The sequence below is a fragment of the Myxococcus llanfairpwllgwyngyllgogerychwyrndrobwllllantysiliogogogochensis genome (assembly GCF_006636215.1).
GTDB lineage: Bacteria > Myxococcota > Myxococcia > Myxococcales > Myxococcaceae > Myxococcus > Myxococcus llanfairpwllgwyngyllgogerychwyrndrobwllllantysiliogogogochensis.
Genome location: NZ_VIFM01000013.1, coordinates 52,492 through 76,242, shown reverse-complemented (window position 1 = coordinate 76,242; position 23,751 = coordinate 52,492). Strand labels below are relative to the sequence as shown.

The 23,751-nt window shown below is 66.8% G+C and carries 16 protein-coding genes and 1 pseudogene; 3 read left to right on the top strand and 14 right to left on the bottom strand.

Annotated features, from left to right (window positions below; translation table 11 throughout):
* Positions 1 to 27 precede the first annotated feature (27 nt).
* Together FJV41_RS05220 and FJV41_RS05215 are read right to left on the bottom strand one after the other, a co-directional pair.
* Positions 28 to 2,109 (bottom strand): ATP-dependent helicase, encoded by a 2,082-nt coding sequence (locus FJV41_RS05220; RefSeq protein WP_141641287.1) that lies wholly within the window; start codon positions 2,107 to 2,109, stop codon positions 28 to 30.
* A 53-nt stretch (positions 2,110 to 2,162) separates the two neighbouring features.
* A complete protein-coding gene (locus FJV41_RS05215) occupies positions 2,163 to 3,854 on the bottom strand; it encodes a HEAT repeat domain-containing protein (protein ID WP_141641286.1) in 1,692 nt (563 codons plus the stop codon).
* 136 nt (positions 3,855 to 3,990) lie between these two features.
* Between FJV41_RS05215 and FJV41_RS05210 the strand changes: the two genes are divergently transcribed.
* Positions 3,991 to 4,857 (top strand): CHAP domain-containing protein, encoded by an 867-nt coding sequence (locus FJV41_RS05210; protein WP_141641285.1) that lies wholly within the window; start codon positions 3,991 to 3,993, stop codon positions 4,855 to 4,857.
* Positions 4,858 to 4,918: 61 nt separating this feature from the next.
* Here FJV41_RS05210 and FJV41_RS05205 read toward each other — a convergent pair whose 3' ends face one another.
* From FJV41_RS05205 to FJV41_RS05190, 5 genes and pseudogenes are all read right to left on the bottom strand, one after another.
* Positions 4,919 to 6,103, bottom strand: a complete 1,185-nt coding sequence (locus tag FJV41_RS05205; RefSeq protein ID WP_141641284.1) for a glycosyltransferase family 2 protein — start codon at positions 6,101 to 6,103, stop codon at positions 4,919 to 4,921.
* 169 nt (positions 6,104 to 6,272) lie between these two features.
* A complete protein-coding gene (locus FJV41_RS05200) occupies positions 6,273 to 8,825 on the bottom strand; it encodes a tetratricopeptide repeat protein (RefSeq protein WP_246137009.1) in 2,553 nt (850 codons plus the stop codon).
* Between the two features lie 6 nt (positions 8,826 to 8,831).
* Positions 8,832 to 8,930: pseudogene (locus tag FJV41_RS54925) on the bottom strand (zinc-ribbon domain-containing protein); the annotation flags it as partial.
* Positions 8,931 to 8,939: 9 nt separating this feature from the next.
* Positions 8,940 to 9,356, bottom strand: coding sequence for a ComEA family DNA-binding protein (locus FJV41_RS05195; RefSeq protein ID WP_141641282.1), 417 nt, complete (start codon positions 9,354 to 9,356; stop codon positions 8,940 to 8,942).
* Between the two features lie 4 nt (positions 9,357 to 9,360).
* The gene (locus tag FJV41_RS05190) at positions 9,361 to 10,638 is read right to left on the bottom strand and encodes an aspartate kinase (protein WP_141641281.1); all 1,278 of its coding nucleotides are present in this window, start codon (positions 10,636 to 10,638) and stop codon (positions 9,361 to 9,363) included.
* A gap of 107 nt (positions 10,639 to 10,745) precedes the next feature.
* On the opposite strand from FJV41_RS05190, the gene hutH reads away from it, so the two are divergent.
* Complete coding sequence (gene hutH, locus FJV41_RS05185) at positions 10,746 to 12,272, top strand: histidine ammonia-lyase (RefSeq protein WP_141641280.1); 1,527 nt, start codon at positions 10,746 to 10,748, stop codon at positions 12,270 to 12,272.
* A gap of 78 nt (positions 12,273 to 12,350) precedes the next feature.
* On the opposite strand, the gene FJV41_RS05180 is transcribed toward hutH, so the two are convergent.
* The 7 genes from FJV41_RS05180 to FJV41_RS05150 form a co-directional block, all read right to left on the bottom strand.
* Positions 12,351 to 12,626: a DUF6289 family protein gene (locus FJV41_RS05180; RefSeq protein ID WP_141641279.1), complete on the bottom strand. Its 276-nt coding sequence runs from the start codon at positions 12,624 to 12,626 to the stop codon at positions 12,351 to 12,353.
* Between the two features lie 115 nt (positions 12,627 to 12,741).
* A complete protein-coding gene (vioE, locus tag FJV41_RS05175) occupies positions 12,742 to 13,371 on the bottom strand; it encodes a violacein biosynthesis enzyme VioE (RefSeq protein WP_141641278.1) in 630 nt (209 codons plus the stop codon).
* A gap of 7 nt (positions 13,372 to 13,378) precedes the next feature.
* Positions 13,379 to 14,668, bottom strand: coding sequence for an NADP-dependent violacein biosynthesis oxygenase VioC (vioC, locus tag FJV41_RS05170; RefSeq protein ID WP_141641277.1), 1,290 nt, complete (start codon positions 14,666 to 14,668; stop codon positions 13,379 to 13,381).
* Entirely contained in the window at positions 14,669 to 17,680 is a 3,012-nt protein-coding gene (gene vioB, locus FJV41_RS05165; RefSeq protein ID WP_141641276.1) for an iminophenyl-pyruvate dimer synthase VioB, read from the bottom strand. It abuts the gene before it with no gap.
* Entirely contained in the window at positions 17,677 to 19,038 is a 1,362-nt protein-coding gene (vioA, locus tag FJV41_RS05160; protein ID WP_246137008.1) for a flavin-dependent violacein biosynthesis tryptophan-2 monooxygenase VioA, read from the bottom strand. Before vioA ends, vioB begins: the two co-directional genes overlap by 4 nt.
* A gap of 240 nt (positions 19,039 to 19,278) precedes the next feature.
* Positions 19,279 to 19,572, bottom strand: coding sequence for a hypothetical protein (locus tag FJV41_RS05155; protein WP_141641275.1), 294 nt, complete (start codon positions 19,570 to 19,572; stop codon positions 19,279 to 19,281).
* 168 nt (positions 19,573 to 19,740) lie between these two features.
* A complete protein-coding gene (locus FJV41_RS05150; protein ID WP_246137007.1) occupies positions 19,741 to 20,688 on the bottom strand; it encodes a pirin family protein in 948 nt (315 codons plus the stop codon).
* 69 nt (positions 20,689 to 20,757) lie between these two features.
* Here FJV41_RS05150 and FJV41_RS05145 point away from each other — a divergent pair, with 69 nt between their 5' ends.
* Positions 20,758 to 23,703, top strand: a complete 2,946-nt coding sequence (locus FJV41_RS05145; RefSeq protein ID WP_246137006.1) for a hypothetical protein — start codon at positions 20,758 to 20,760, stop codon at positions 23,701 to 23,703.
* The last annotated feature ends 48 nt before the right edge of the window (positions 23,704 to 23,751 follow it).

Sequence of the window (23,751 nt, the reverse complement as noted above, 5' to 3'; positions counted from 1 at the left end):
TTCGCGCGCGCGTTTCTGGGCGTCCGCTCAGTCCTCCGGCTCGGACCCCATCGGCCCAGGCCCAGCCAACCCCAGGGGGAGCCCCCCCAGTACCGCCTCGGCGGAAGCCAGGACGAGCCGATCATAGGGAGCCCCCTCCCCGGCTGGCAGCTCTTCCAGGAAGCGGGACGGCCGCAGGAGGATGCGCTCCCCCTCCCGGGGCAGCACCGACAAGGGGTACACCAGCGCCAGGTGGTCCCGGGCCCGGGTGGTGGCGACGTAGAAGAGTCGTCGCTCCTCCTCTTCCTCCTCCGCCGAGCGGGCGGCCTGGGACATGGGAAACCGCCCGTCCACCAGCCAGAGGACGAAGACGGCCCGCCACTCCAGCCCCTTGGACTGATGGACGGTGGTGAGTGTCAGGACGTCTCCGGGAGCCCCGGCCCCCAGGGCCTCCTTCGCGGCGAACTCCGCGACGAGCGCGAGCTCCGACAGGAAGCGGGGCAGGTCCTCGAGCCGGCGCGCGTACTCGGCCAGCTGCCGCAGGTCGTCCTCCCGGCCTTCCTCGGGTGAGGACTCCGCCGCGAGGACCTCCGCGTACCCTCCCGCCAACACCTCCTCGATGAGTCGACCCGGGTCAGCCGCGGCCTCCGGACGTCCGAGCCGACCCATCAGCACGGCGAAGCGCTCGAAGCCCGGGCGCGACTTGCGCGACAGATGGGTCCGGACCTCGTCGCGCGCCAGGCCTTCCGCCAGGGACAGTCCCTCCGGCAGCGCGCGAAGGGACGTCCACAGGTGCTCCGCCGTCGTGGGCCCCACCCCGGGCACCGCGCGCACCACCCGCTTGAAGGCGAGCTCATCCCCGGGGTTGTTCACCAGCCGCAGGTGGGCCAGCACGTCCTTGACGTGGGGCTGCTCGAAGAACCGCACCCCCGAGCGGACCCGGAACGGGATGCCCAGGCGCGTGAGCTCCAGTTGGAGTTCGAGCGAGTGGTTGTGCGCGCGATAGAGGACGGCCATCGCCTCCAGGGACAGGCCCCCGTCGCGCAGCTCCAGGACGCGGCGGGCCACCCAGGCGGCCTGGTCAGCGGCGTCGAGCGCGGGGACGACGACGGGACGGGCCCCCGAAGGACGCTCCGCGACGAGCGTCTTGGGAAACTGCCGCTCGTTGCGGGAGATGGCCGCGTTGGCGAGCTGGAGGACCTCAGGGGTCGAGCGGTAGTTGCGAGTGAGCGTGAAGACGGCGCAGCCGGGATGGCGCTCGGGAAAGCCGATGATGTTGGAGAAGTCCGCGCCCCGGAAGCTGTAGATGGACTGGCAGTCGTCCCCCACCACCGTCAAGTCACGGCGCTCGCCGGCGAGCAGATCCACCAGCTCTCCCTGGAGCTTGTTGGTGTCCTGGTACTCGTCCACGAGGACGCTGTGGAAGCGCTCGGTGAGCTGGGCGCGCACCGTGGGGTGTTCGGTGAGCAGCCGCTTCAGGTTGAGCAGCAGGTCATCGAAGTCCATCAGGTGCAGCTGCGCCTTGCGCTGCCGGTAGCGCGCCGCCGTCGCGAGGATCTCCGGGGCCAGGGGAAGAAACTGGGGCCGCCGGTCGAAGAGGACCTCGGAGACGGCCTGCTGGAGATTGGTGGCCAGCGACACCAGGTCCAACACCAGCTCCGGTCGGGGGAAGCGCTTGTCGCTCTTGAGCTTGCGCTCGGCCAGACAGGTGACCATCAAGTCCCGGGCATCCTCCCGGTCCAGCACGGTGAAGCGGTCCGAGTAGCCCAGCATCCCCGCGTGCTGGCGCAGGAGCAGGTGCGCCGCGTGGTGGAAGGTCCCTCCGAGGATGCGCCGCACGTCCGCGAACGAGCCCGCCAGGTCCGCCACCCGCCGGGTCATCTCCCGCGCGGCCTTGTTGGTGAAGGTCAGCAGCAGGAGGTTCTCGGGCTGGACGCCACGCTCCAGCAGACGCGCCACGCGGAACGTGAGCGTGCGCGTCTTGCCGGAGCCCGCGCCGGCGATGACCAGCACTGGCCCGGCCTCCGCCTCCACCGCCCGCAGCTGCTCCTCGTTGAGCAGGCCGGCGTAGTCGATGCGCGACGAGGCGCTCGTCGGAGCGACGGTCCGAGGGGTGGGCTGGGTGACCATGGGGCGGCGAACTCTAACCGCCCCGCCCTCCGGGGACGAACGGATCAGTCGGCTCAGGGCACCGGCTTGAGCGCCGTCAGCCGCGCGGAGGCCGCCTCGCGGACCTGGGGCGAGGGGTCTCTCTCCCGCGCCAGCTCCAGGAGCAACCGTCCCACCTGCGGCAGCTTCGTTCCCACCGTGGCCAGCGCCGCGGTGCGCTCCTTCACCCCACCCTCCAGCCGCTCGCTGACACCCCGGTCCGCGCAGGTGCGCACGCCCGGGCTCTGCTCACGCAGGAGCAGCTCCGCGTCCGCCAGTCGCGCCTCGGCCAGCCGCCGCGCCTCCTCCGCCCGACGCTCGAACTCGGCCAGGTCCTCGGGGAACTCGTTGGACGCCGCGCGGGCCCGGGAGATGGCCCCGGCCGCGAAGCGAGCGTTGACGGCCGCCGCGCACAGCTGCCGCGCGGAGGCCAGGGGCACGCGGCCCTCCGCTGTCACCGTCTCCTCGCGCGCCACGCCCAGCGCCCACACGGCGAGCTGCCGCGCGGCCACCGCCGCGGAGAACGGCTGCTTGCGCGCCTCGCGGATGTCCACCCAGCGGCGAAGGACGACGGGGTCCGGCACGCCCGTATCGAAGGCGCGCTGGTACTCCGTGGAGGCCTGGGCGAGCTGACCGGACAGGTCCAGCAGCACCGCCACCGTGAGGTACATCTCCGCGCTGCCGGCCCGCTCGCGCAGGGCGTCCAGCCGCGAGGCCACCTCGTAGTCGGCCACCGGACGCGGCAGCGAGGCCAGCACCGTGCGCAGCGACTCCAGCGCGTTCTGCCGGATGAGCGGATTGCGCGCGGAGCGCAGCGCATCCAGCAGCGGATCCACCGCGCGCACGGACACGTGCTGGCCCATCTCCTCGGCCGCCTGCCACCGGTCCAACGCATCCGGCGCCACCATGGCGCGCTTCAGGTCCTCCAAATCGCGCAGGTAGTGCCCCACGTACGCCGCCTGCACCAGCGGCTCCGGCTGGGCCAGCGCTGCCTTCTCCGCGCGAGCGCGAGCCAGCCTCGCCGGAAAACCCGTGAGCTTGGGCCCCAGGGGATGCGCCTTCACCCGGGCCTCGGCCTCGTCCACCAGACCCGAGACGAGCAGCCCTTCCACTTCCAGCTCCAGCAGGAGGCCGCGCGCCTCCTCGCGGTGCGTCCCCGCCGGGAAGTCCTTGAGGTACGCGAAGAGCTTCGCCGCGCCCCCGGACCTGGCCTGCTCGAAGGCCTGCCCGTCCAGCCGCGACTCCACCTCCATGCGGCGCGGATCATCCGGGCGCTCGCGCAGGTACTCGGCCAGACGCCGGGGGTCCTGCGTCGTCGCCAACTCCCGCGTCTCCACCTCCGCCATCAGCCTCTTCGCCTCGTCGCGCTGCAGACCCTCCGGGTGCTCCTGGAGGAACTGCCGCCACGCGGCCACCGTGGCGGCCTCCTTCGCGGCGTTGAAGCGCAGCCCTTCCAGCAGCGTCTTCGCGGTGCGCGTGTGCGGCGCGTCCGGGTACACCTCCAGGAAGCGCTTGTAGGCGAGCACCGTGTGGAGCTTCTTCGCGTCCTCGAACTCCAGTTCCTCCAAGCGCGACTCGGCGGCGTCCGCGTCCGGGTGGGTCGGGTTCTCACGCAGGAAGGCGCGGTAGCCCTCCACGGTGTCGGTCCTGGCGGCGCGGTCATACGGCGACGGCAGACAGCCAGCGGACAGCAGGAGGATGGCGAGGGCTCGGCGGAGGGAGACCATTCTCCTGGGAGCAATACCGCACCCGGGCGCCCCCGGAAACCCGAGCCGTCACGGACGGTTGCCTGGGTAGGTTTTTTGACGACACAAGCCACCGGGGCGACCATGGGTGCCTCAGGACGCTACAGGGAGGTCGCGCATGCGGTGGCTCACGCTGATGGGAATCCTCGCGATGACGGCGACGGGCTGCGCCACCCCGTCGAACCGGCTGGAGCCGTGGCTGGACTCCTACGCCGTGCGCTACCGCTCCGCGTCTCCGCCCGCCTTTCCGCGCGAGTCGCTCTCCAGCCCCGTGGCCCCCAAGGCCCAGACGGCCGAGCGGAAGGCCGCCCCCGTCAAGCGCACGCCCGCGCGCGCCACCGCCGCCCGCCCCACGAAGGGCAAGCCCGCCACCGTTCCGGCGAGCACGCGCGTGCGGCCCGCCTCGGCCGATGCGCGCGCGACGGTGCTCGCTTCGGCCCGCTCACTGGTGGGCAAACCCCAGGTGACGCTCGACGGACGCAAGTACCCGGCGGACTGCACGGGACTCATCGAGGGCGTCTACGCCCAGGCGGGCCTGTCCTTCCGAGGGACGCTCAAGCCCGGCGACAACGGCGTCACCGCCCTCTACCGCTACGCCCGCGCGAATGGCCGCGTGTACTCGGAAGGTCGCCCCGCGGCGGGGGACCTGGTCTTCTTCAACGAGACGTATGACCAGAACCGGGACGGCCGCCGCAACGACGGCCTCACGCACGTGGGCATCGTCGACTCCGTGGATGCGCAGGGCACCGTCACCGTCATCCACCGGGTGCGCCGGGGCGTCGTGCGCTACCGGATGAACCTGGCCCGCCCTCACCTGCCCAGGGACCCCAAGACGGGCGCGGTGCTCAACGACCTGCTGCGCCACGCCGGTCCGAACAAGGACCCGGTCCTCACCGGCCAGCTCTTCGCCTCGTTCGGCAGCGTGCTGCCCCCCAGCCCCGCGACGAAGAAGCCCGCACCCGTCCCCGTCGCCTCGCTGCGGTAGAACGACGAGGCGCCCGGCCCCCAGAGGGACAGAGCGCCAGGACGCACGACGTGCTCGCGACTCAGGACGCGCGAGCGGTGCGGTCCCACGCGGCGCGCTGCGAGTTGCGCAGGAAGCGCCAGAAGCCCACGACGATGGCCAGGTTCATGGTGACGAAATAGTAGGCCACCGAGGCGACTCGCTTCGCCGCGCCGCGCTTCAGCACCCCCACCTTTCCGAGGTAGGCCAGGGCATAGAACAGGCCCTGCCCCAGGAGGGTGAAGCGGTAGAACACGCTGTCGAGCAGGAACAGGTTGGCGATCAGCGCCAGTCCCATCAGCGCGGGCGCGCACCAGCGCAAGAGCTTGTGCGACCAGAACGCGAACGCGGGGAAGCCCGCGGTGGGCAGGAGCAGGCCCGGCACCATGCGGAGGCTCTGGAAGTTGCCCGCGGCGATTCTCGCGCGACGGCCGAACTCCTTGCCGTAGTCCTCCGTCGTCTCCTCATGGGCGACGGCCTCTTCCTCGTAGGCGACCTTGTAGCCCTTCTCGAGGATGCGCAGCGGGATGACGAAGTCGTCGACGATGGTGGACGGCGGCAGCTCCGTGAACAGCGTGCGACGGATGGCGTACAGGCCTCCGTTGGCCCCCACCACCGCGCCCCGGCGCCCCTCGTACATCTTGATGAGGGACTCGTAGCTCCAGTACGCGCTCTCCTCGTAGTCCTGCTTCGTCGGATTGTAGAGGCGCAGCTTGCCGCAGACGGCCCCGACTTCAGGGTCCTCGAAGTGGCGCACGAGCTTCTGGATGGCCTCCGGTTCAATCATCGTGTTCGCGTCCGAGAGGACCACGATGTCGCCCTTCGCCGTTGGAATGCAGCGATTGAGCACCGTCGTCTTGCCCGCGCGCGGCGCCGGCGACAACCGCACCCGCTCATCCTGGCACTGGAGGACCCGCTCGTTCGTTCCATCCGTCGAGCCGTCCGAGCCAATCACCACCTCGAAGCGCTCCACCGGATAATCGAGCGCGAGGCTGTTCTCCAGCTTCTGCTCGATGCAGGACACCTCGTTGTACGCGGCCACGACGAGGCTCACCGACGGAGCCGGCCCCCGACTGGCCGCCAGACCCCGACGCGGCGCCCCACCCCGCATCGCCCGGATGTTCTGCGCCACCTGCGCCGCCCCATCCAGCACGAACAGGCTCAATGGGTAGAGAAAGTACGTGTGCGCCAACAGCAGCGCGGCACACCAGAAGAAGACCTCCGCCATCGACCATGCCTCCCAAGACCCAGTCCCCGACTCCGCACGGGTGACCAGCAAGAGGCATGCCCCGCGTACGGGCGCGCGTTCCGCCCGAAGAACCTGGGAAAGGCGAGGATCATCGCCACGGAGGGACTGGACTTTCTCCAGCCTGCCTCGGGACACGACGGACGTCGTTTCAGGGCTGGAAGCCCGTGGCATCCAACTGTTCGAGCAGCTTGCGCGCCAGCTCGTGGTTCGGATTGAGGGCAATCACTTCGTCCAGGAGTGAACGCGCCGCCTCCGGCTTCTTCTGACGCAGGGCCAGGCGAGCACCCAGGACATGGGCGCGCAAGAGCGTGCCGTCGGCCTGGCGCAATGCCTCCAGCTCGCTCACGGATTGGGCGACGGAGTCTGGAGGAGAACCCGAGCTGAGCACGTACTCGGCCTTGGCCACGGTGCTCCAGATCTTCGGGGCGCTCTCCACGTTGCGCAGGCGCTCCGCCAGGGCCAGGGCATCCGGAGCCGCCGTCACTCCGGCGTGCAGGGCCAGCGCCTTCACCCGAGCCGCCAGGGCCGGGGCGGGCTCCACCTCCGGCGCGGCTTCCAGCTCCGCGGCGAGGACGTCTACTTCCTTGCGAAGCGTGTCGACCTCGACCCGCAGCGGGCCGCTGAGTTGAACGACTTCTGCCGTCGATTCCCGCAGCACGTTGACCCGGCTCTCCCAGTCCACCGACTCACGGGTCCGGGTGAGGATCTCGATTTCGCGCTGGAGGTATTCGCTCCGCATTCGAAGTCGCTCGGCCTGCGACTGGAGCTCACCCAGACGCAGGGACAGCGCGCCGACGAGTTCGGCCCGTGCCTCGGTGTACTTGGGATGGACGGTCGTCAGCCCCCGGAGGGTCTTGATGGCCTGGTCCCTGGAGGTCGCGTCATCCCTCCGAAGCAGCGCCGCCGCGCGGTCCTTGTCCGCCACCGCGTCCGCCGGCATGTTCGCGTTGCGATCCCTCCAGGCCGGATAGGCGAGCACTCCCGCGAGGAGCACTCCCGCCGCCACCAGCAACCCGAGCCACAGCCGGGAGGAGCGACTCGACGGGGCCATCCCAGGGAACTCCGAGTCGTCCCTGCCCGCCGCCAGCAACTCGGGCGGAAGCGACACGGGGACCCGGCGCGAGGACGGGGTTCTCGGCTCGGAGGCTCCGAGACTGGCTCCCGCGCCAAAGGTCCCGACACCCGACATGTCCTCGGGCGGCAACCGCACACTCCCGGACTGGGCCCCAGGCCCCAGGGCCGCGCCGTACAGCGTCGTCTTGCGCTCCACCGGTGCCGAAAGCAGGCCCGTGGGCGACGACTCGGAGCCGATGGCTCCGTAGCTCTGAGTGCCGCCAGGGGCATCTCCATAGGCGCGGGTCTGGGCCTCACCCGCGAGCGACGGTGCCTCGTCGGGGGCGGAGGGTGTGGACTGAGCAGCCATCGCGCCGAACGTCAGGGTCCGTCCAAGGGAAGCAGGGGCCTCGGTCGAGCCCCCCGTCACCGGCGCAATCGAGGGCGGCACGGAGCTTCCCTGGGCCGCGAGACCGAAGACCTGGGTGGACTGCCTCACACCCCCGGCGGAGGAGCCCTGGCCCGAGGGGTCCCCACTCGATGCGTGCGCCGGGCCCGGCACCGCGCCGAAGGTCTGCGTCGTGTTCGGCACGGAGCCGTGCGGGCCCGCATCCGCGCGCACCGGAGGCACCGCGCCGAACGTCTGCGTCGTGTTCGGCACCGCCCCGTGCGGGCCCGAACTCACCGGAGGCGCCGCACCGAAGGTCTGCGTCGTATTGGGCACCGCGCCGTGCGGGCCCGAACTCACCGGAGGCACCGCGCCGAAGGTCTGCGTCGTGTTCGGCACCACCCCGTGGGGGCCCGGTTCCGAGCGCACCGGAGGCACCGCGCCGAACGTCTGCGTCGTGTTTGGCACCGCCCCGTGCGGCCCTGCACTCACCGGAGGCACAGCTCCAAACGTCTGCGTCGTGTTCGGCACCGCCCCGTGCGGGCCTGAATCAGAGCGCACGGGAGGCACTGCACCAAACGTCTGTGTCGTGTTCGGCACCGTGCCATGCGGGCCTGAATCAGAGCGCACCGGAGGCGCTGCACCGAACGTCTGCGTCGTGTTCGGCACCGCGCCGTGCTGCCCCGAACTCACCGGAGGCGCTGCACCGAACGTCTGCGTCGTGTTCGGCACCGCGCCGTGCGGACCCGAACTCACCGGAGACACCGCGCCAAACGTCTGCGTCGTGTTCGGCACCGCGCCGTGCGGCCCTGCACTCACCGGAGGCACAGCTCCAAACGTCTGCGTCGTGTTCGGCACCGCGCCGTGCGGCCCTGCACTCACCGGAGGCACAGCTCCAAACGTCTGCGTCGTGTTTGGCACCGACCCCTGGGAACCCGCACCCGCGCGCACCGGCGGCACCGCACCAAAAGTCTGCGTCGTGTTCGGCACGGCGCCATGCGGGCCCGAATCCGCGCGCACCGGCGGCACCGCGCCAAACGTCTGCGTCGTGTTCGGCACCGCGCCATGTGCAGCGGCCCCCGCGTCCACAGGAGGAACCGCACCGGACGCGCCCTGATTCTGGCCCGAGCCGAAGATCTGCGTCCTCAGCATGCTCGACGCGGCGGGACTCGAGGCCGAGGCCCACGAGCCGCTCGGTGTGCGTGGCCCCGCGGGGTCCACCGGTGGCGGACGCGGAGCCTCCGCCTGCGGCGAGGCCATGAACACATGGCCACAACGCGTGCACTGGACCGATGCCCCTCCCGGCGGCAGCAGGCGGGGATCAAGGACATACTGCATCGAGCACTGAGGGCAGGCGATCTGCACGTCGCGTGCTTACCACACGGGCCCGGCATCCGGAGTCGGCCCCAACAGGGTGGCCGCCTGGAGGGTCTTCAACCGGGCAGCACCCACCCCGGGAACCTCGTCCACCGCGTCCCAGCTCCTGAAGCCACCCGCCGCCTCACGGGCCTCCACCAGCCCCCGCGCCAGCGACGACCCCACGCCCGGCAAGAGCGCCAGCTCCTCCTCCGTCGCGGCGTTCAGGTCCAACCGCCGCCCCAGCGCCAACGCCGTGGCCCCCGTCGGCACCTCACCCTCGCCACACGTGGCCACGCCATCGGCCCGAAGCCGCACGGACTCTGGAGCACAATCCAGCGCTGGCTCGGAATCCGGCCAGCGCCAGCGAGCCACCGCCCCCAGCCCGATCACTCCCAGCGCGACGACGGCGAGCGCGGCGGTGCGCCCTGCCACCGGCTCAGACCTTCTCGCCCTTGAGCGCGGCCGTCTCCGACACGGTGGCGACACCCTCGGGAGGCAGCGGCTGATCCAACCCGAACGCCGTGTGCAGCGCCCGCACCGCCAGCTCCGTGTACTTGGCGTGGACCACGCAAGACACCTTGATCTCCGAGGTGGAGATGATCTGGATGTTGATGCCCTCGGAGGACAGCGCCGTGAACATCCGCGCCGCCACGCCCGAGTGGTTGCGCATGCCCACGCCGACGATGGACACCTTGGCGATGTTCTCGTCCGTCTCGATGCCGGCGGCCTGAATCTCCTTCACCGCCTCGCGCACCACCTCCTGCGCCTTGAGGAAGTCCGACTTGCCCACCGTGAAAGTCAGATCCGTGCGCCCATCCCGCGACGGGTTCTGGACGATGAGGTCCACTACGATGTGCTTCTCGTCGAGCGGTCCGAAGATCTTCGCGGCGACGCCCGGCACGTCCGGCACGCCACAGACGGTGATCTTCGCCTCGTTCCGGTCATACGCCACGCCGCGGACCAGCACGTCCTCCATGGACTTGTCCTCCTCACACACGAGTGTGCCCGGGTCCTGGGAGAACGACGACTTCACCCAGAGCGGCACCTTGTACTTCATGGCGAATTCGACGGAGCGGATCTGCAACACCTTCGCGCCCACGCTCGCCAGCTCCAGCATCTCCTCGTAGGCGATGCGCTCCAGCTTGCGCGCGGCGGGGACCATGTTCGGGTCCGTGGTGTAGACGCCGTCGACGTCCGTGTAGATTTCACAGGCATCCGCGCTGAGCGCCGCCGCCACCGCCACCGCCGTGGTGTCCGAGCCACCGCGCCCCAACGTCGTGACGCTGCCCTCCTCGTCCACGCCCTGGAAGCCCGCGACCACCACGATGTGCCCCTTGGACAGGGCCGCGCGGATGGGCTGCGCGTCGATGCTCTTGATGCGCGCCTTGGAGAACGTGCTGTCGGTGACGATGCGCACCTGATGCCCCAGGAAGCTCGTCGCCTTGCCCCCCTGCGCATGGATGGCCATCGCCACCAGACCGATGGAGACCTGCTCGCCGGTGGCCACCACCACGTCCTGCTCCCGCTCGTCTGGCCGGTCGGTGATCTGCGCCACGAGTTTGAGCAGCCGGTTGGTCTCTCCCGACATCGCGGAGACGACGACCACCACGTCATGACCCGCCGCCTGGGCAGCCAGACAGCGGCGAGCGACATTCTTCATCCGCTCGGTGTCACCCACGGAGGTACCGCCATACTTCTGGACGATCAGCGCCACGGAGTCCGTGACCTCCCTCTTCAGTCGGCGGACCTATACGAGCACCGCTCCCGGGTGTAAAGCCCCGCTGCCGAAGACCCTGAATCCGCCATCCCCTTGGAGCCCCAATGTCGCGCCCCCGCATCCTCATCGACGGAGACACCCTGACGCTGGAGCAGATCCTCCAGGTCGCCCGGAACGAGGTCACAGTGGAGCTGGCCCCCGAGGCCGCCGCCCGCGTCCGCGCCGCCCGCGCGCTCGTGGACCGGGTCGCCGCCGGTGACACGCCTTCCTACGGCATCAACACCGGCTTCGGCACCCTGGCCGAGGTCCGCATCGACAAGAAGGACCTGCGCGACCTCCAGCGCAACCTCATCCTCTCCCACGCCTGCGGCGTCGGCACGCCCATGCCCCTCCCCGAGGCCCGCGCGCTGCTGCTCCTGCGCTGCAACGTGCTCGCCAAGGGGTACTCCGGCATCCGCTCGGAGACGCTCGCCCTGGCGCTGGACATGCTGAACCGGGACGTCGTCCCCGTCGTCCCCGAGCGCGGCAGCGTGGGCGCCTCCGGTGACCTGGCGCCGCTGGCCCACCTGGCGCTCGTCTTCATCGGCGAGGGCGAGGCCTTCCACCAGGGACAGCGGCTGCCCGCGCGCAAGGCCCTGGAGCTGGCCGGCCTCCAGCCCGTCATCCTCGAGGCCAAGGAGGGACTGGCCCTGGTGAATGGCACCCAGGCCATGTGTGCCGTGGGCACCCTCCTCCAGCTTCGCGCCGAGTCCCTCGCGGAGCTGGCCGACGTGGCCGGCGCCATGACGCTGGAAGGCCTGCTCGGCAGCCACAAGCCGTTCATCCCGGAGATTCACGACATCCGAGCCCATCCAGGCCAGAAGGCCTGTGCGGCGAACCTGCGGCGCATCCTGGTCCACAGCGAGCTGGTGGAGACGCACGTCAACTGCAGCAAGGTGCAGGACCCCTACTCGCTGCGCTGCATGCCCCAGGTGCACGGCGCGGCGCGCGAGGGCCTGTCCTTCGCCCGGCGCATCCTCGAGGTGGAGGTCAACAGCGCCACGGACAACCCGCTCGTCTTCACGGAGACGGAGCGCATCGTCTCCGGCGGCAACTTCCACGGCCAGCCCATCTCCCTGGCCATGGACGTGGTGGCCATGGCGCTCACCCAGTTGTCGTCCATCAGCGAGCGGCGCGTGGAGCAGTTGGTGAACCCGTCCCTGTCGGGCCTGCCCGCGTTCCTGGCGAAGAACTCCGGGCTCAACTCGGGCTTCATGATTGCCCAGGTGACGAGCGCGGCGCTGGTGGCCGAGTCGCGAGTGCTCAGCCACCCCGCGTCGGTGGACTCGATTCCGTCGTCGGCGGGCCGCGAGGACCATGTGTCCATGGGCATGACGGCGGCGCTCAAGGGCCGGCAGGTGGGTGAATTCGCCCGCTCGTGTCTGGCCATCGAGCTGCTCGTGGCCGCGCAGGCCCTGGACTTCCGCCTGCCGGGGAAGCCGGGCAAGGGCGCGCTGGCCGCCTACGAGGTCATCCGCTCCAAGGTGCCGCACATGGACCGGGACAGGGAGCTGCACAAGGACATCGAGGCCGTCAGCCAGCTGGTCGACTCCGGCGAGCTGCTCGCGGCCGTGCGCTCCGCCACCGCCTGAGCCACGCATTGCTGAAGCACGACGGCCCGCTTCCGGAGACACTCCGGGGCGGGCCGTCTTCATTCACGCGGGGCGTGCTCAGCCGCAGGTGTAGTTATAGGTGATGACGAACGCCGTCACCCGGCCCCACTGGCCGTAGTTGCTACAATCACAGCTCCGCGTGCCCACCAGCGTCGAGTACGACGCGTCGGAGTAATACTCCCGATCATAGGCAATGCCATTGCAGTTGGGCACCGCGTCCTCGCGCGAGGTGAGGTCCTGGGCCTCGGTGTCTTCCACCGCCGCACCACCGCAGCCAGCCAGCATCAACCCCACCGCAAGCAACGCACCGCTGACGAACCTTCCAGCCTGCATTCGTGCCTCCAGGGACAGTCCATGGTCTGTACGACCTGTCCAGTTTAGCACACTGGACAGGTTGAGAGAATCTCCCCAGGCATGAGAGGGGATGCCGCATCGAGTCGAGTCCCCTTCAAGTTTCAACGACGCGCGGGACCTCCCCGGCCATGCCGGGTGGGAACGGGGTTCTCGGCATCGCGAAAACACTCTCGGGGATGTCTCCGACAAATACGTTCGGGAAATCACGCACCGAGACGTGCTGCTTGTCGTTGCCGGAAACCATGCGGAGCAGCAGGTTGGTTCCAGCCTGGAGGTAGAGCGTCAGGGGCGCCTTGTGCGGCCTTTCGATGGTCCAGACATCCGCCAACTGGCCCAGCACAGGGTCACATCCGGCATGACGCGCGTTCCCGTCCATCAATACGGCGCGAGGCAGGAACAACTCATGGAACGATGACCTTTCATCCGGCAACAAGGTCTCACAAAGGTGTTCCCCGATGGGGGTCGCCTTCTTCCAGTAGGCCATCTTCCTCTTGAGGCTCTGTCCGCGCGCGACATCGCCGACCTCCGACATCCAGAGATGCTCCCCCCTCTCCTTCTCGGGCCAGGGATTGAACAGGCCGTCAATCCGGCAGACATCGCGAGCGTAGTTGAACCAGCAGTAGCCAGAAGTCATCTGGTCGCCACGCAGCATGGGCGACCAATAGGAGACATAGGCGCTGCTCCACTGCATTGGCAGGAGCGGCGGAGGGGGATGTGATTGCATGGCCGAGCTAGTTCATCCTTCCAAGCTTGTACCACACATTCTGCTTCCGTTGGATTCGCTGCAGCTCGTCGTAAGGGACCGAATCGAAATACAGCTTCTCCGCCATGTCCGGCGGATAGAGGCTGGGAAATTTCTGATGCATGTAGCGGGCATACTGGGCCCGCAAGAAGAAGATGAAGCGAGGATTGCTCAGCATCTCGTAGTTCGCGATGGACATGTCCTGCATCGCATCCGCCTGCACCTTCCGCTGGCGGGTGAACTCCGGGAGCACGACCTCAAGGTCATGGGCGTGTTTGTCCAGCAGGGTGGAGAAGACATAGGCATCTTCCAGGGCCATGTTCATGCCTTGCCCCATGAAGGGCGCGGTGGCATGCGCCGCATCGCCCATCAGCACTGCATTCCCACGATAGTGAAAGGTGCTGGAGCGAACATTGACGAGGTCGTTGCTGGGCAGTGTCATGAACTGCTCCAGCATTTCTTGCCGGCGGGCCGGAGGCAGGCCCCCGAAATAGTGGTTGAAGAAGGCGCGCAGGGTGTCTCCATCTTGCGTCGCCAGGCTCAGGGCGCCCGTGTATGGCAGACAAATCGCGAAGCTGATGCTATCGCCGGGGATGGTCGCCGCGCGGCCGGCGAAGAGCCCCTTGGAGTCCATGCCAAAAAAATACAACAGGTCCTTCCGATAGCCCAGTTCCGCGGCATTGGTGAGGACCAGCGTCTTGTAGCCGTGGCGGAAGAAGGTCTGTTTGAATTCGAAGCGCCGCAGGCCGCTCTGCATGGACTGGCGTACCGCGGAATGTGCGCCATCCGCGCCGATGATCAAATCCCCTTGATGGCGCTGGACCCCGCCGTCGTTTTCCTGGACGAGGACTGACTTCTTCTCCAGGTCGACACCCAGGCATTTTGATTCGAAGTGATACTTCACACCGAGAAGGGCGGCGTGCTTGTTCAACAGCCTTTGAAACGCCAACCTATCCAGGGACAGAGGGGAAATTCCCTCGGACGGAGTGAGTTCGCGGATCCTGTACTTTCCACCAACGGAGAAGGCCATGCCGGCGATGGGTTCGCCGCACCGATTCAACTCTTGTGGCTCAATCCCGGCCTGCAGCACCGCCTTGATGCCCCTGACGTTCATGCTGACGCCGATGGCGCGCGAGCTGGTCATCTCCAGGGCGGAGAAGGTGTTCTGCAGCGGGTCTCTCCGCCTTTCGACGACACGAACGTCGTACCCACGCCGCGCCAGATAAATGGCGGTCAGGCTGCCTGCCAGTCCGCCGCCCACAATGATGGCTTTGTGCATTCAGGCCTCCCTTGGAATGTTCCCCTGGGCCAGATCGGTCAGTTGACGATTGAAAAATTCCAACATTTCTATCGGTGCCACGCCGACAAGGTCCGCGCCAATGCCGCGGGCCAACCGCGCCAATGTCAGGCATTTCTGAGCCAGCATCTGGCATCCTGAGGCGTAATCGCCGCCGACCTGGCCCTTGACTGGCTCGGGCACTGGCGGTCCGGCATTGCGCCCGGGCAGACCCGACGGCGTATTCATCAAGGTGATCGACAAAGGGCGCAGCAGACCCGTCATGATGTCGATGGAGGCATTCATCAAGCGGGAGCGGCGCAAACTGCCCAGCGGTTTTTGCGCGAAATGATGGGCCATCAGTAGCACCATCAACTCATGACACCCTTGATACAGGCCCATCAGCGACCTGGCATCCTCGTTCACCACCTGGACACAATCGTCACGTGGCTCCAGGGCCGGATTCCTCAATGCCGGTACGGCGGGCTCAAACGGCTTCTTCTGGGCGCTGAATCGGGCGGCCATGCGGCGCAGTCTTTGGAAATGCGAGGACTCGAAGGATGGGGCGTCGACCGCGACCCCCTCTCCCTGCTCGGTGACATAGTCGATGGAGAAGATCGCGCTGTCCCGATCAAAAACCTCCAGCTGATACCCAGGGAACAGCTTGTTCGTCAGTTCATTCAAGAAGAGATGATGTTCCCCGCCGCGTTTGCCGGGGCGGGTGTCGAACAGGTCAGGCAGCTCACGAATCCCCTGGCGAATCGAGCTGTAGAAATCCGCGATGGACTTTCCTGGCACGGGGATATGTCCAGGCCATTCAAACCGAACGAACCTGGCGAGCACATGCTCCGAGAAGGGCTCGAAGGAGAACTCGGTATCCAGACCAAAATGGAGCCGCGCCTGCGCTCCCACCATGGGGGTGCCCGCATGGAAGGGTTCGCCCAAGGCCATCAGCACATTGTTCATCACCAGATAGTGAATCATCTCTTCATGCGCGATTTCCAGCAACGTACCGCGCACACCACTGTTGCGGCGCCTGTCCTCGGTGCCGCAGGCCAGCTCCAGCTCGGCCATCTGCCAACGGCCCGCCTGAACCTGCTTGAGCCCTTGTTCGTAGTTGGGAATGGAGTAGGCGGAATACAGGTACTGAAACAGCAGGGACAGCTCCAGGTCGATCGCTCTCTTCAACTCCTTGACCAGGTGGGCCCTACTGCTGATCGGCTGCGGGCCAGGAGGCTCAGGAAGAGAGGTCCTGGAGGCCGCTTCGAGGTGCGTCAGGTATTTCAGGAACAGCTTGGACTTGGGCAGGGAGAGTTCCCTGGTGCTCGGCATGTAGTAGCTTTTGTCCCGGTTGAGGGGATCGCACATCTGCCACATCAGCCGGGAATACGTTTCGCATTTACAGCGGTCCGCCAGGCTGAACACCTTGTTCGACATGAAGGGGTATACCAGCTCGTAATAGCTCATGACGTGCTGATACAAGAATGCATAGTCCACCTGCTCGGCGGGGACCTCATCCAGGTGCCAGTCGTCGGGCAATACCCTGACGCCAATGGATTGGCTGTCTTCTCCGGCGCTCAGCGCAACGCGAGTCGCGCCAGGGCGTTGGCCCGTGAGGGTGACTTGCGCATAGCCAGCCCCCATGGCCGACGAAGTCAGGTGCGCGGTCAGCATGCCGGAGTCTTCAGCCTGCACCGCGAGCGCCGAGTGCGATGCCAGTTCGCCACGGAGGCGGCTTTGCACGGTGATGGTCTCCGGGAAGACCTGGTCCTTCCGCTTGTTCGGCGCCTCCAGAAACAGGTGGTTGCTGTCGGACTGCACCACCCAATCGGCTTCTCTCCACTGGGCGTGTTCGCTTGTCAGGAGAAGCGAATCCGTGGCGGAGTTCAACAACGGCACATCCAGCACGCCATGATGGCGCCAAAAATCGAGGTAGAGTTTCTCAGGGATTCTGGCAACCAGTGCGCCGGACTGGTTGAGGAGTGCAAGATCTCCCAGCGGCAGTTTTCCGCCCAGGCCATGGGTGGGATGTTGGTCCGAGACAGGTTGGGCGCTTCGAGTCGTGAAAGGGATGGCGGTCGGCATGTTGAGAGACACCCGGTCCGACTGCACCCTCACCACGACCGGTCCCAGGCCGGGCTGGCGTGGCAACAGCAGACGCCCCGCCGGATAGGTTTCCAGCTCATGCCGGCACCACAGGCCCACGGTGCCAATCAGGTCATAAAAGACAGGTGAATCCGCTCCCCGCGGCGTCGACATGTTGAACAAGGCGTACTGGACCGTCAGTCCCTGTACCTCCTCGCCCTCCAGCGCTTGCAGCACGGCCCGCAGACCAGGGGATGAAGAAGCTTGCGACGTGAGCAGGAACTGGGAGTCGTTTTTTGAAACGGAGAATTGAAACAGCCGCGAGCGGGTGAACTCTTCGGCGAGGAAGTGGTCGTTGCGCTCGACGATATGCCCTGTCCCCACCCAACGAACGGAATGAGCCCGCGGAATGGTCGCCGTGAGCAGCGCCGGAGTGTGAGGCGTAGCGTGCTTGTCGCTCAGCGTCACCTGTCCGGCGTATATCAAGGTGGTGTCGGCCCGGCTGGGGTTGTTGTCCACCCATCGGGCGCGATTGAACGTCGTGCGAAGGTATTCGTTGTAGTTTCCCCAGAGCGCCAGTTGGGCCCCCACCAGACTGTCGCTGGTGTCGAGGTCCCCTTCCCGCAACTGCACGCCCGTGATCCTGACGTTTTCCCAGGAGAAGTGATTGTTGCCGCCGAAATTGTAGCCGGCTGCCTCGCTGAAGATTCCTCCGGAGTCCGCCCTCCCCTCCGCGTCATACCTGGGAGCCAGTTGTTTCAGGTGCTCATGGAATTCGGAGGGCGGCCGGCGAAGATCAAACGGAGCACCTTCCATGAGGACGGTATTGGTGGCGATGTCGATCTGGCCATGCGTGTTTCGATTCGCGGTTGGAACATTGGCGCGAGCAAAGCCTCGAAAGAACAGCCGAGGAAAATAGAGAATACTCATGGCGCTCGACAAGCGGTGCTGCGAGGGCTTTGTTGATACCGGTTCTCTGAAGCGCTGGTGAGCTGTTCCAGCAAGAGCCGAACTGCTTGATGCGCGCTGAGCAGTCCACCTTCCATCCAGCCGCCATGCGGCGTGTAGGCATCCGAGCAGGCGATGACACCATCGCGATGAACCAGGGCGGTGGGCTGATCCGCCTTGGATTCCAGACAGAACTCCACTCCATGTGGCCAATGCTTGTGAAAATGGTCCTTGATGGGAGGTAGGGGCTTTCCACCGAGGGGGAGAACCTGTTCCAGGCAGGCGCGCACCCTCTTCAAATAGACGTCCTCGCCTTGCTCCAGGCTGTCCTGCCAATACGTCGCATTTTCGCCGTCGGTGTAGAATTGTACGTATTTTTCGCCCTTGAAGTAGATCTTCCTCAAGGGGTTGTTAACCACCAGGACCTTGTCTGTCATCTGACAGTCTCGCCACCAGGCGCTATTGAAGGTCAGAAACCCCTTGAACAATGGCAGGGAGCCATATTGGTAGGGACTCCAGTGGGTGGGAAAGCCGAGATTGAGCGGTGTCATGGCGGAGGGTGGGATGGCCAATATGACGTGCCGCGCCCGATGTATTTGTATGTGGTCTTGATGACTGAAGGCGAGGCCGTATCCATCTCCAGAGCGCGAAACGGAGAGCAACCGGTGTTCCATCCGAAACTCGACCCGGCCCTCCTGTGCCTGACACTGAAGGCGCGCCAGCAACTGGCCGTAGCCTTCCGGGGCATAGCGCCATTGGTTGCTTGTGTCATCAACCAGGCTTTGCGTTTCCGGGTGCTTCTTGATGATGCTGTATGCCATGGACGCGGAGACCATCGGCAGAAGGAGGGCGTCATACCCCATGGCCTTGATGATCTTCCTGGCCTCCCCTTCCCCCAGATAGTGGCTGACGAATTCCAGGAATGAGGCCTGGGGGTGTTCATCCAGCATGGGGAGCAGGCCGAGCAAGGTCGTCCTCAGCGTCCCCTGCATGTCGTCTTGAAATATGGCCTGAGTGAATGGGTAGGTCTCATGTTGATGTTGGAAACAGTGCATGAGCGCCTGGAAGCGTGGATGCAGCTGCGGCGAGTAGCGAGCGGCGCCCAGTTCGGTGATTTCCCCACCGTCCAGCTTTCTTGACTGGATGCGGCCTCCCACGCGGGCATTCAAATCAAACACTCTGACGCGCAGACGGTTGCTCAGGGGGGAAGTCGCCAATCCGGTGGCGCAGGTCAGCCCTCCGATTCCGGCACCAACAATGCAGACATCTGAATGATGTGTCATCTCAAGGTTCTGGACAGAAGAGGGACCGCTGGGGCGGATCCTCATCGTGCTGAGCAAGAAGCATGGCTCAACCCTCGGAATCCAGCCGACGAAGATTTGATGGTCCCTGGAGTAAGTCATGCTCGCCGGCTGGATACAATCGACCAGGCAGTACTAGGAGAATGTTGATAAACGCCGCCCCGATAGTTAACGGGCTTTGCCAATCACTCTCGACTGCTCAGGAAGCGGAAATGCGACGGCCCGCCCTGGAGACATTCCGGGGCGGGCCGTTTTCTATTCACGACGACGTCTGCTCACTCAGACCTCGGGCGGGTACTCCTTGGGGCACAGATCCGTGGCGGAGGAGTAGCTCGACGTCTGTCCCCATCGCGTCCAGCGACCACAACCGCAGCCCATGTATCCCACCATCGCCGTGTGCGCCGCGTTGGAGTAGTAGATGGTCCCCGCCGTGGAACCCGTACAATCGGGAACCAGGGCCTCGTGCGAAGTGAGGTCTGGTGCCTCGGTGGCTTCCACTGTCGGGCCACCACAACCAGCCAGCATCAATCCCACCGCAAGCAACGCACCGCTGACATACTTTCCAGCCTGCATTCGTGCCTCCAGGGACAGCTTATGGGTTGTACGGCCTTCCCAGACTGACATAGCGGGAGCGGCCTTCCCATTCCCCTGAGAGGGAATGCGACAGGGAGTCAGAAGCGAGACAGTCCGCTGCCTCCCCGGCATGACAAGGAATAGGTGGTCCCGAGCCCGCCATTAGTGTCAGGGATAGCGGGGGACGTTTGGCTCGGGCTCCGGGAGCGGAATGAATTCCGTCTCACCCGGGACCTGGCCGATGCGCCCCGCGAGCCAGTCTTCCTTGGCCTGCTCGATGCGCTCCTTCGAGCTGGAGACGAAGTTCCACCAGATGTGACGCGGCCCATCCATGGGCTCGCCGCCAAAGAGCAACAAGCGCGAGCGCGTGGCCCCGCCGCCCCGGGCGACGACGTCCGCGCCCGGACGCAGCACCAGGAGCTGACCGGGACCGAAGCTCTCGCCGCCGACCTCCACCTGCCCCTCCGCGATGAACAGGCCCCGCTCCTCATGCACTGAAGGCACGGGAAGCCGGGTGCCCACGTCGAGCTTCACGTCCGCGTAGAACAGCTCTGACTGCGTCTTCGCCGGAGAACGCTCGCCGAACAGCTCGCCTGCGATGAGCCTCAGCTCCAGGCCGTGGTCCTGGATGACCGGAAGCGCCTCCACCGGCGTGTGTACGAAGGACGGCGCGTCCTCCTCGTGCTTGCCGGGCAGCGCCACCCAGAACTGGATGCCGAACAGCCGGTTCGCCTTCACGCGCGCCTCCGGCGGCGTGCGCTCCGAGTGGACGATGCCGCGTCCCGCCACCATCCAGTTCACCGCGCCGGGCCGGATGGTCTGCACCACGCCCAGCGAGTCCCGGTGCAGGACCTCGCCGTCGAACAGATACGTCACCGTGGCCAGGCCAATGTGCGGATGGGGCCGCACGTCGAGCCCCTTGCCCGCCTGGAGCACCGAGGGCCCCATCTGGTCCAGGAAGATGAACGGGCCCACCATCCGCCGCCGCGACGACGGCAGCGCCCGGCGGACCTCGAAGCCATCCCCCAGGTCCCGCGTGCGCGGAACGATGACGGTCTCCAGCGCGGAGCCAGGCTCCGCGTCGACATAGGGTTCCTCGGGCATCTTCCAGGCCATCGGCGCACACTCCTGTAAAAATTCGCTCCGTCCGGACATGCCATGGGTAGGTCCGGACACTCCAGACCCATGAGACTGCGTCACCGTCACGGGCATTTCCACGAAAGCGAATGCCAGTATTTACGGCTCACACCGTATCCACGGAAGATTCCGCATTCCCTTCCAACCGTCACTCCCTCGACGGAGGGAGGGAAGAGTCCCTCTCCCCTGGAGGATGATGTGAAACCCCGGTGCACTGCCGTTCGAGCTGGTTCGCTGAGAAGCGTTGTCTTGACGTTGCTGCTGGCGGGAGTCTTTTCAAGCCGAGAAGCCGTGGCGGCGCCTTTCACGCTCTTCGAAAGCGGACAGGTGCGGCCCCTGGCCCTCTCCCCTGACGGCAGGCTGCTGTTCGCCGTCAACACGCCGGACAACCGCCTGGAGATCTTCCGCGTCGGCAACAGTGGCCTCAGCCACCGGGGCTCGGTGCCGGTGGGCCTGGAGCCCGTGGCCGTCGCCGCGAGGACGAACGACGAGGTCTGGGTCGTCAACCACCTGTCTGACAGCGTCAGCATCGTCCGCGTGGACGGTGAGGGAAACAGCGGCATCGTGACGCGCACGCTGCTCGTGGGTGACGAGCCTCGCGACCTGGTCTTCGCGGGCCCGGGCCGGCGGCGCGCGTTCATCACCGCGGCGCATCGCGGACAGAACGCGCCGTTCGACCCCCAGCTCACCACGCCGGGCGTGGGCCGGGCCGACGTCTGGGTCTTCGACTCGGACCACCTGGGCAGCTCGCTGGGCGGCACGCCGCTCACCATCCTGTCGCTGTTCGCCGACACGCCCCGGGCCCTGGCGACGACGCCCGACGGCTCGCGGGTGTACGCGGCGGCCTTCCACTCCGGCAATCGCACCACGGTGCTGCATGAGGCGGCCATTCCCAACGGTGGAGAGGCCGCGGGCGGCGTTCCGAGCCCCAACACCAACTTCGCGGGTGTCCCCGCCCCGGAGGTCTCCGTCATCGTCAAGTACAACGGGCAGGACTGGGTGGACGTGGTGAACCGCTCGTGGACGCCGCAGGTGCGCCTGTCCCTGCCGGACAAGGACGTCTTCGCCATCGACGCCACCTCCAACCCGCCCGCGCCGCTCACCGGCAGCGGGAGCGTCTACGCCGGCGTGGGCACCATCCTGTTCAACATGGTGGTCAACCCCGCCAACGGGAAGGTGTACGTCAGCAACACCGAGGCCCGGAATGACCTGCGCTTCGAGGGGCCCGGCACCTTCGCCAACACCACGCTGCGCGGCCACATCCACGAGAGCCGCATCACCGTGCTCGGCCCCACCAGCGTCACGCCGCGCCACCTCAACAAGCACATCAACTACGGCACCTGCTGCGCGCCCACGCCCAATCCGGAGAGCGAGAAGAGCCTCGCGCAGCCGCTGGGCATGGCGGTGACCTCCGACGGCGCCACGCTGTTCGTCACGGCCTTCGGCTCCTCGAAGCTGGGCATCTACTCCACCGCGGCGCTGGAGGCGGACACCTTCGTGCCGAACGCCGCGAACCAGATTCAGCTCACCGGCGGCGGCCCCACGGGGCTGGTGCTGGACGAGGCGCGGCGGCGGCTCTACGTGCTCACCCGCTTCGACAACGCCATCTCCGTCATCAACACGACGACTCGCCAGGAGATCGCCCACCTGCCCATGTACAACCCGGAGCCCTCGAGCGTGGTGGAGGGCCGTCCGTTCCTCTACGACGCCCGGAACAGCTCCAGCCACGGCGACTCCTCGTGCGCCAGCTGCCACATCTTCGGCGACTTCGACAGCCTGGCCTGGGACCTGGGCAACCCGGACGGCGCGGTGAAGAACAACCCCAGCCCCGTCGTCCCCATCATGCCCGAGTTCGGCAGCGATCCGACGTTCGGTCAGAGCACGGCCTTCCACCCGCTGAAGGGCCCGATGACGACGCAGAGCCTCCGAGGCATGGCCAACCACGGCCCCATGCACTGGCGAGGAGACCGCAACGGCGGAGACAGCGCGGCGAACGCCCAGCCCAACAACGGCTCCTTCAATGAGTCGGAGGCCTTCAAGCAGTTCAACCCGGCCTTCATGGACCTGTTGGGCCGCAACGCCCAGCTCACGCCGCAGCAACTCCAGAAGTTCACCGACTTCGCGCTTCAGGTCGTCTATCCGCCCAACCCCATCCGCAAGCTGGACAACTCCCTCACGACCACGCAGCAGGCGGGCCGGGACTTCTTCCTGAACACGACGACGTTCTTCCACGGGCCCTGCGGCTCGTGCCACACGCTCGACCCCAACGCGAACCCTGGCGAAGGTGTCTTCAAGGGCTTCTTTGGCACGGACGGTCGGTCGTCGTTCGACGTGGTGCCGCAGTTTCCCAAGGTGCCGCACCTGCGCAACGCGTACCAGAAGGTCGGAATGTTCGGCGCGCCTTTCGCCACGGGCAATCTGCCCGTGGACCCCTTCATGGGAGACCAGGTGCGCGGCTTCGGCTTCAACAGCGACGGCACCGTTCCCACCCTCTTCGCGTTCAACAGCGGCTTCGACTTCCACCCCATCTTCAACTCGGTGGGCATCCCGAATACGCCGGAGGGCGTCGCGGCGAAGAAGAACATGGAGCAGTTCATCTTCGTCTTCGACACGAACCTGGCGCCCATCGTCGGCCAGCAGGTGACGCTGACGGCAGCCCAGGCCGCCGTGGTGGCGCCGCGCATCAACCTGCTGGTGGCGCGAGCGAACGCGGGTGAGTGCGACCTGGTCGCCAAGGGCCGGGTGGGCCCACATGATGCGGGCTTCCTCTACGTGGGAGGAGGTCAGTTCATCGTCGACCGACAGGGTCTGCCAGGAGTGTCGGATGCGAACCTTCGCGCCGCCACCACGGCGAGCAACGGCGTGCTGACGTACACGTGCGTGCCCCCGGGCTCGGGAACGCGCATCGGCATCGACCGGGACCTCGACGGCTTCCGCGATGGCGACGAGCGGTCCGCCGGCACGAACCCGGCGGACCCGACGAGTCACCCGTAATAAACTGAAACACAACTCAACGGGGATCCGCCTCATCAGGGCGGGGAG

Excerpts from the sequence above, each read along its gene's own strand:
- FJV41_RS05220 (WP_141641287.1), bottom strand. The coding sequence starts at position 2,109 with ATGGTCACCCAGCCCACCCCTCGGACCGTCGCTCCGACGAGCGCCTCG.
- FJV41_RS05215 (WP_141641286.1), bottom strand. The coding sequence starts at position 3,854 with ATGGTCTCCCTCCGCCGAGCCCTCGCCATCCTCCTGCTGTCCGCTGGC.
- FJV41_RS05210 (WP_141641285.1), top strand. The coding sequence starts at position 3,991 with ATGCGGTGGCTCACGCTGATGGGAATCCTCGCGATGACGGCGACGGGC.
- FJV41_RS05205 (WP_141641284.1), bottom strand. The coding sequence starts at position 6,103 with ATGGCGGAGGTCTTCTTCTGGTGTGCCGCGCTGCTGTTGGCGCACACG.
- FJV41_RS05200 (WP_246137009.1), bottom strand. The coding sequence starts at position 8,825 with ATGGCCTCGCCGCAGGCGGAGGCTCCGCGTCCGCCACCGGTGGACCCC.
- hutH (WP_141641280.1), top strand. The coding sequence starts at position 10,746 with ATGTCGCGCCCCCGCATCCTCATCGACGGAGACACCCTGACGCTGGAG.
- FJV41_RS05180 (WP_141641279.1), bottom strand. The coding sequence starts at position 12,626 with ATGCAGGCTGGAAGGTTCGTCAGCGGTGCGTTGCTTGCGGTGGGGTTG.
- vioE (WP_141641278.1), bottom strand. The coding sequence starts at position 13,371 with ATGCAATCACATCCCCCTCCGCCGCTCCTGCCAATGCAGTGGAGCAGC.
- vioC (WP_141641277.1), bottom strand. The coding sequence starts at position 14,668 with ATGCACAAAGCCATCATTGTGGGCGGCGGACTGGCAGGCAGCCTGACC.
- vioB (WP_141641276.1), bottom strand. The coding sequence starts at position 17,680 with ATGAGTATTCTCTATTTTCCTCGGCTGTTCTTTCGAGGCTTTGCTCGC.
- FJV41_RS05155 (WP_141641275.1), bottom strand. The coding sequence starts at position 19,572 with ATGCAGGCTGGAAAGTATGTCAGCGGTGCGTTGCTTGCGGTGGGATTG.
- FJV41_RS05150 (WP_246137007.1), bottom strand. The coding sequence starts at position 20,688 with ATGGCCTGGAAGATGCCCGAGGAACCCTATGTCGACGCGGAGCCTGGC.
- FJV41_RS05145 (WP_246137006.1), top strand. The coding sequence starts at position 20,758 with ATGAGACTGCGTCACCGTCACGGGCATTTCCACGAAAGCGAATGCCAG.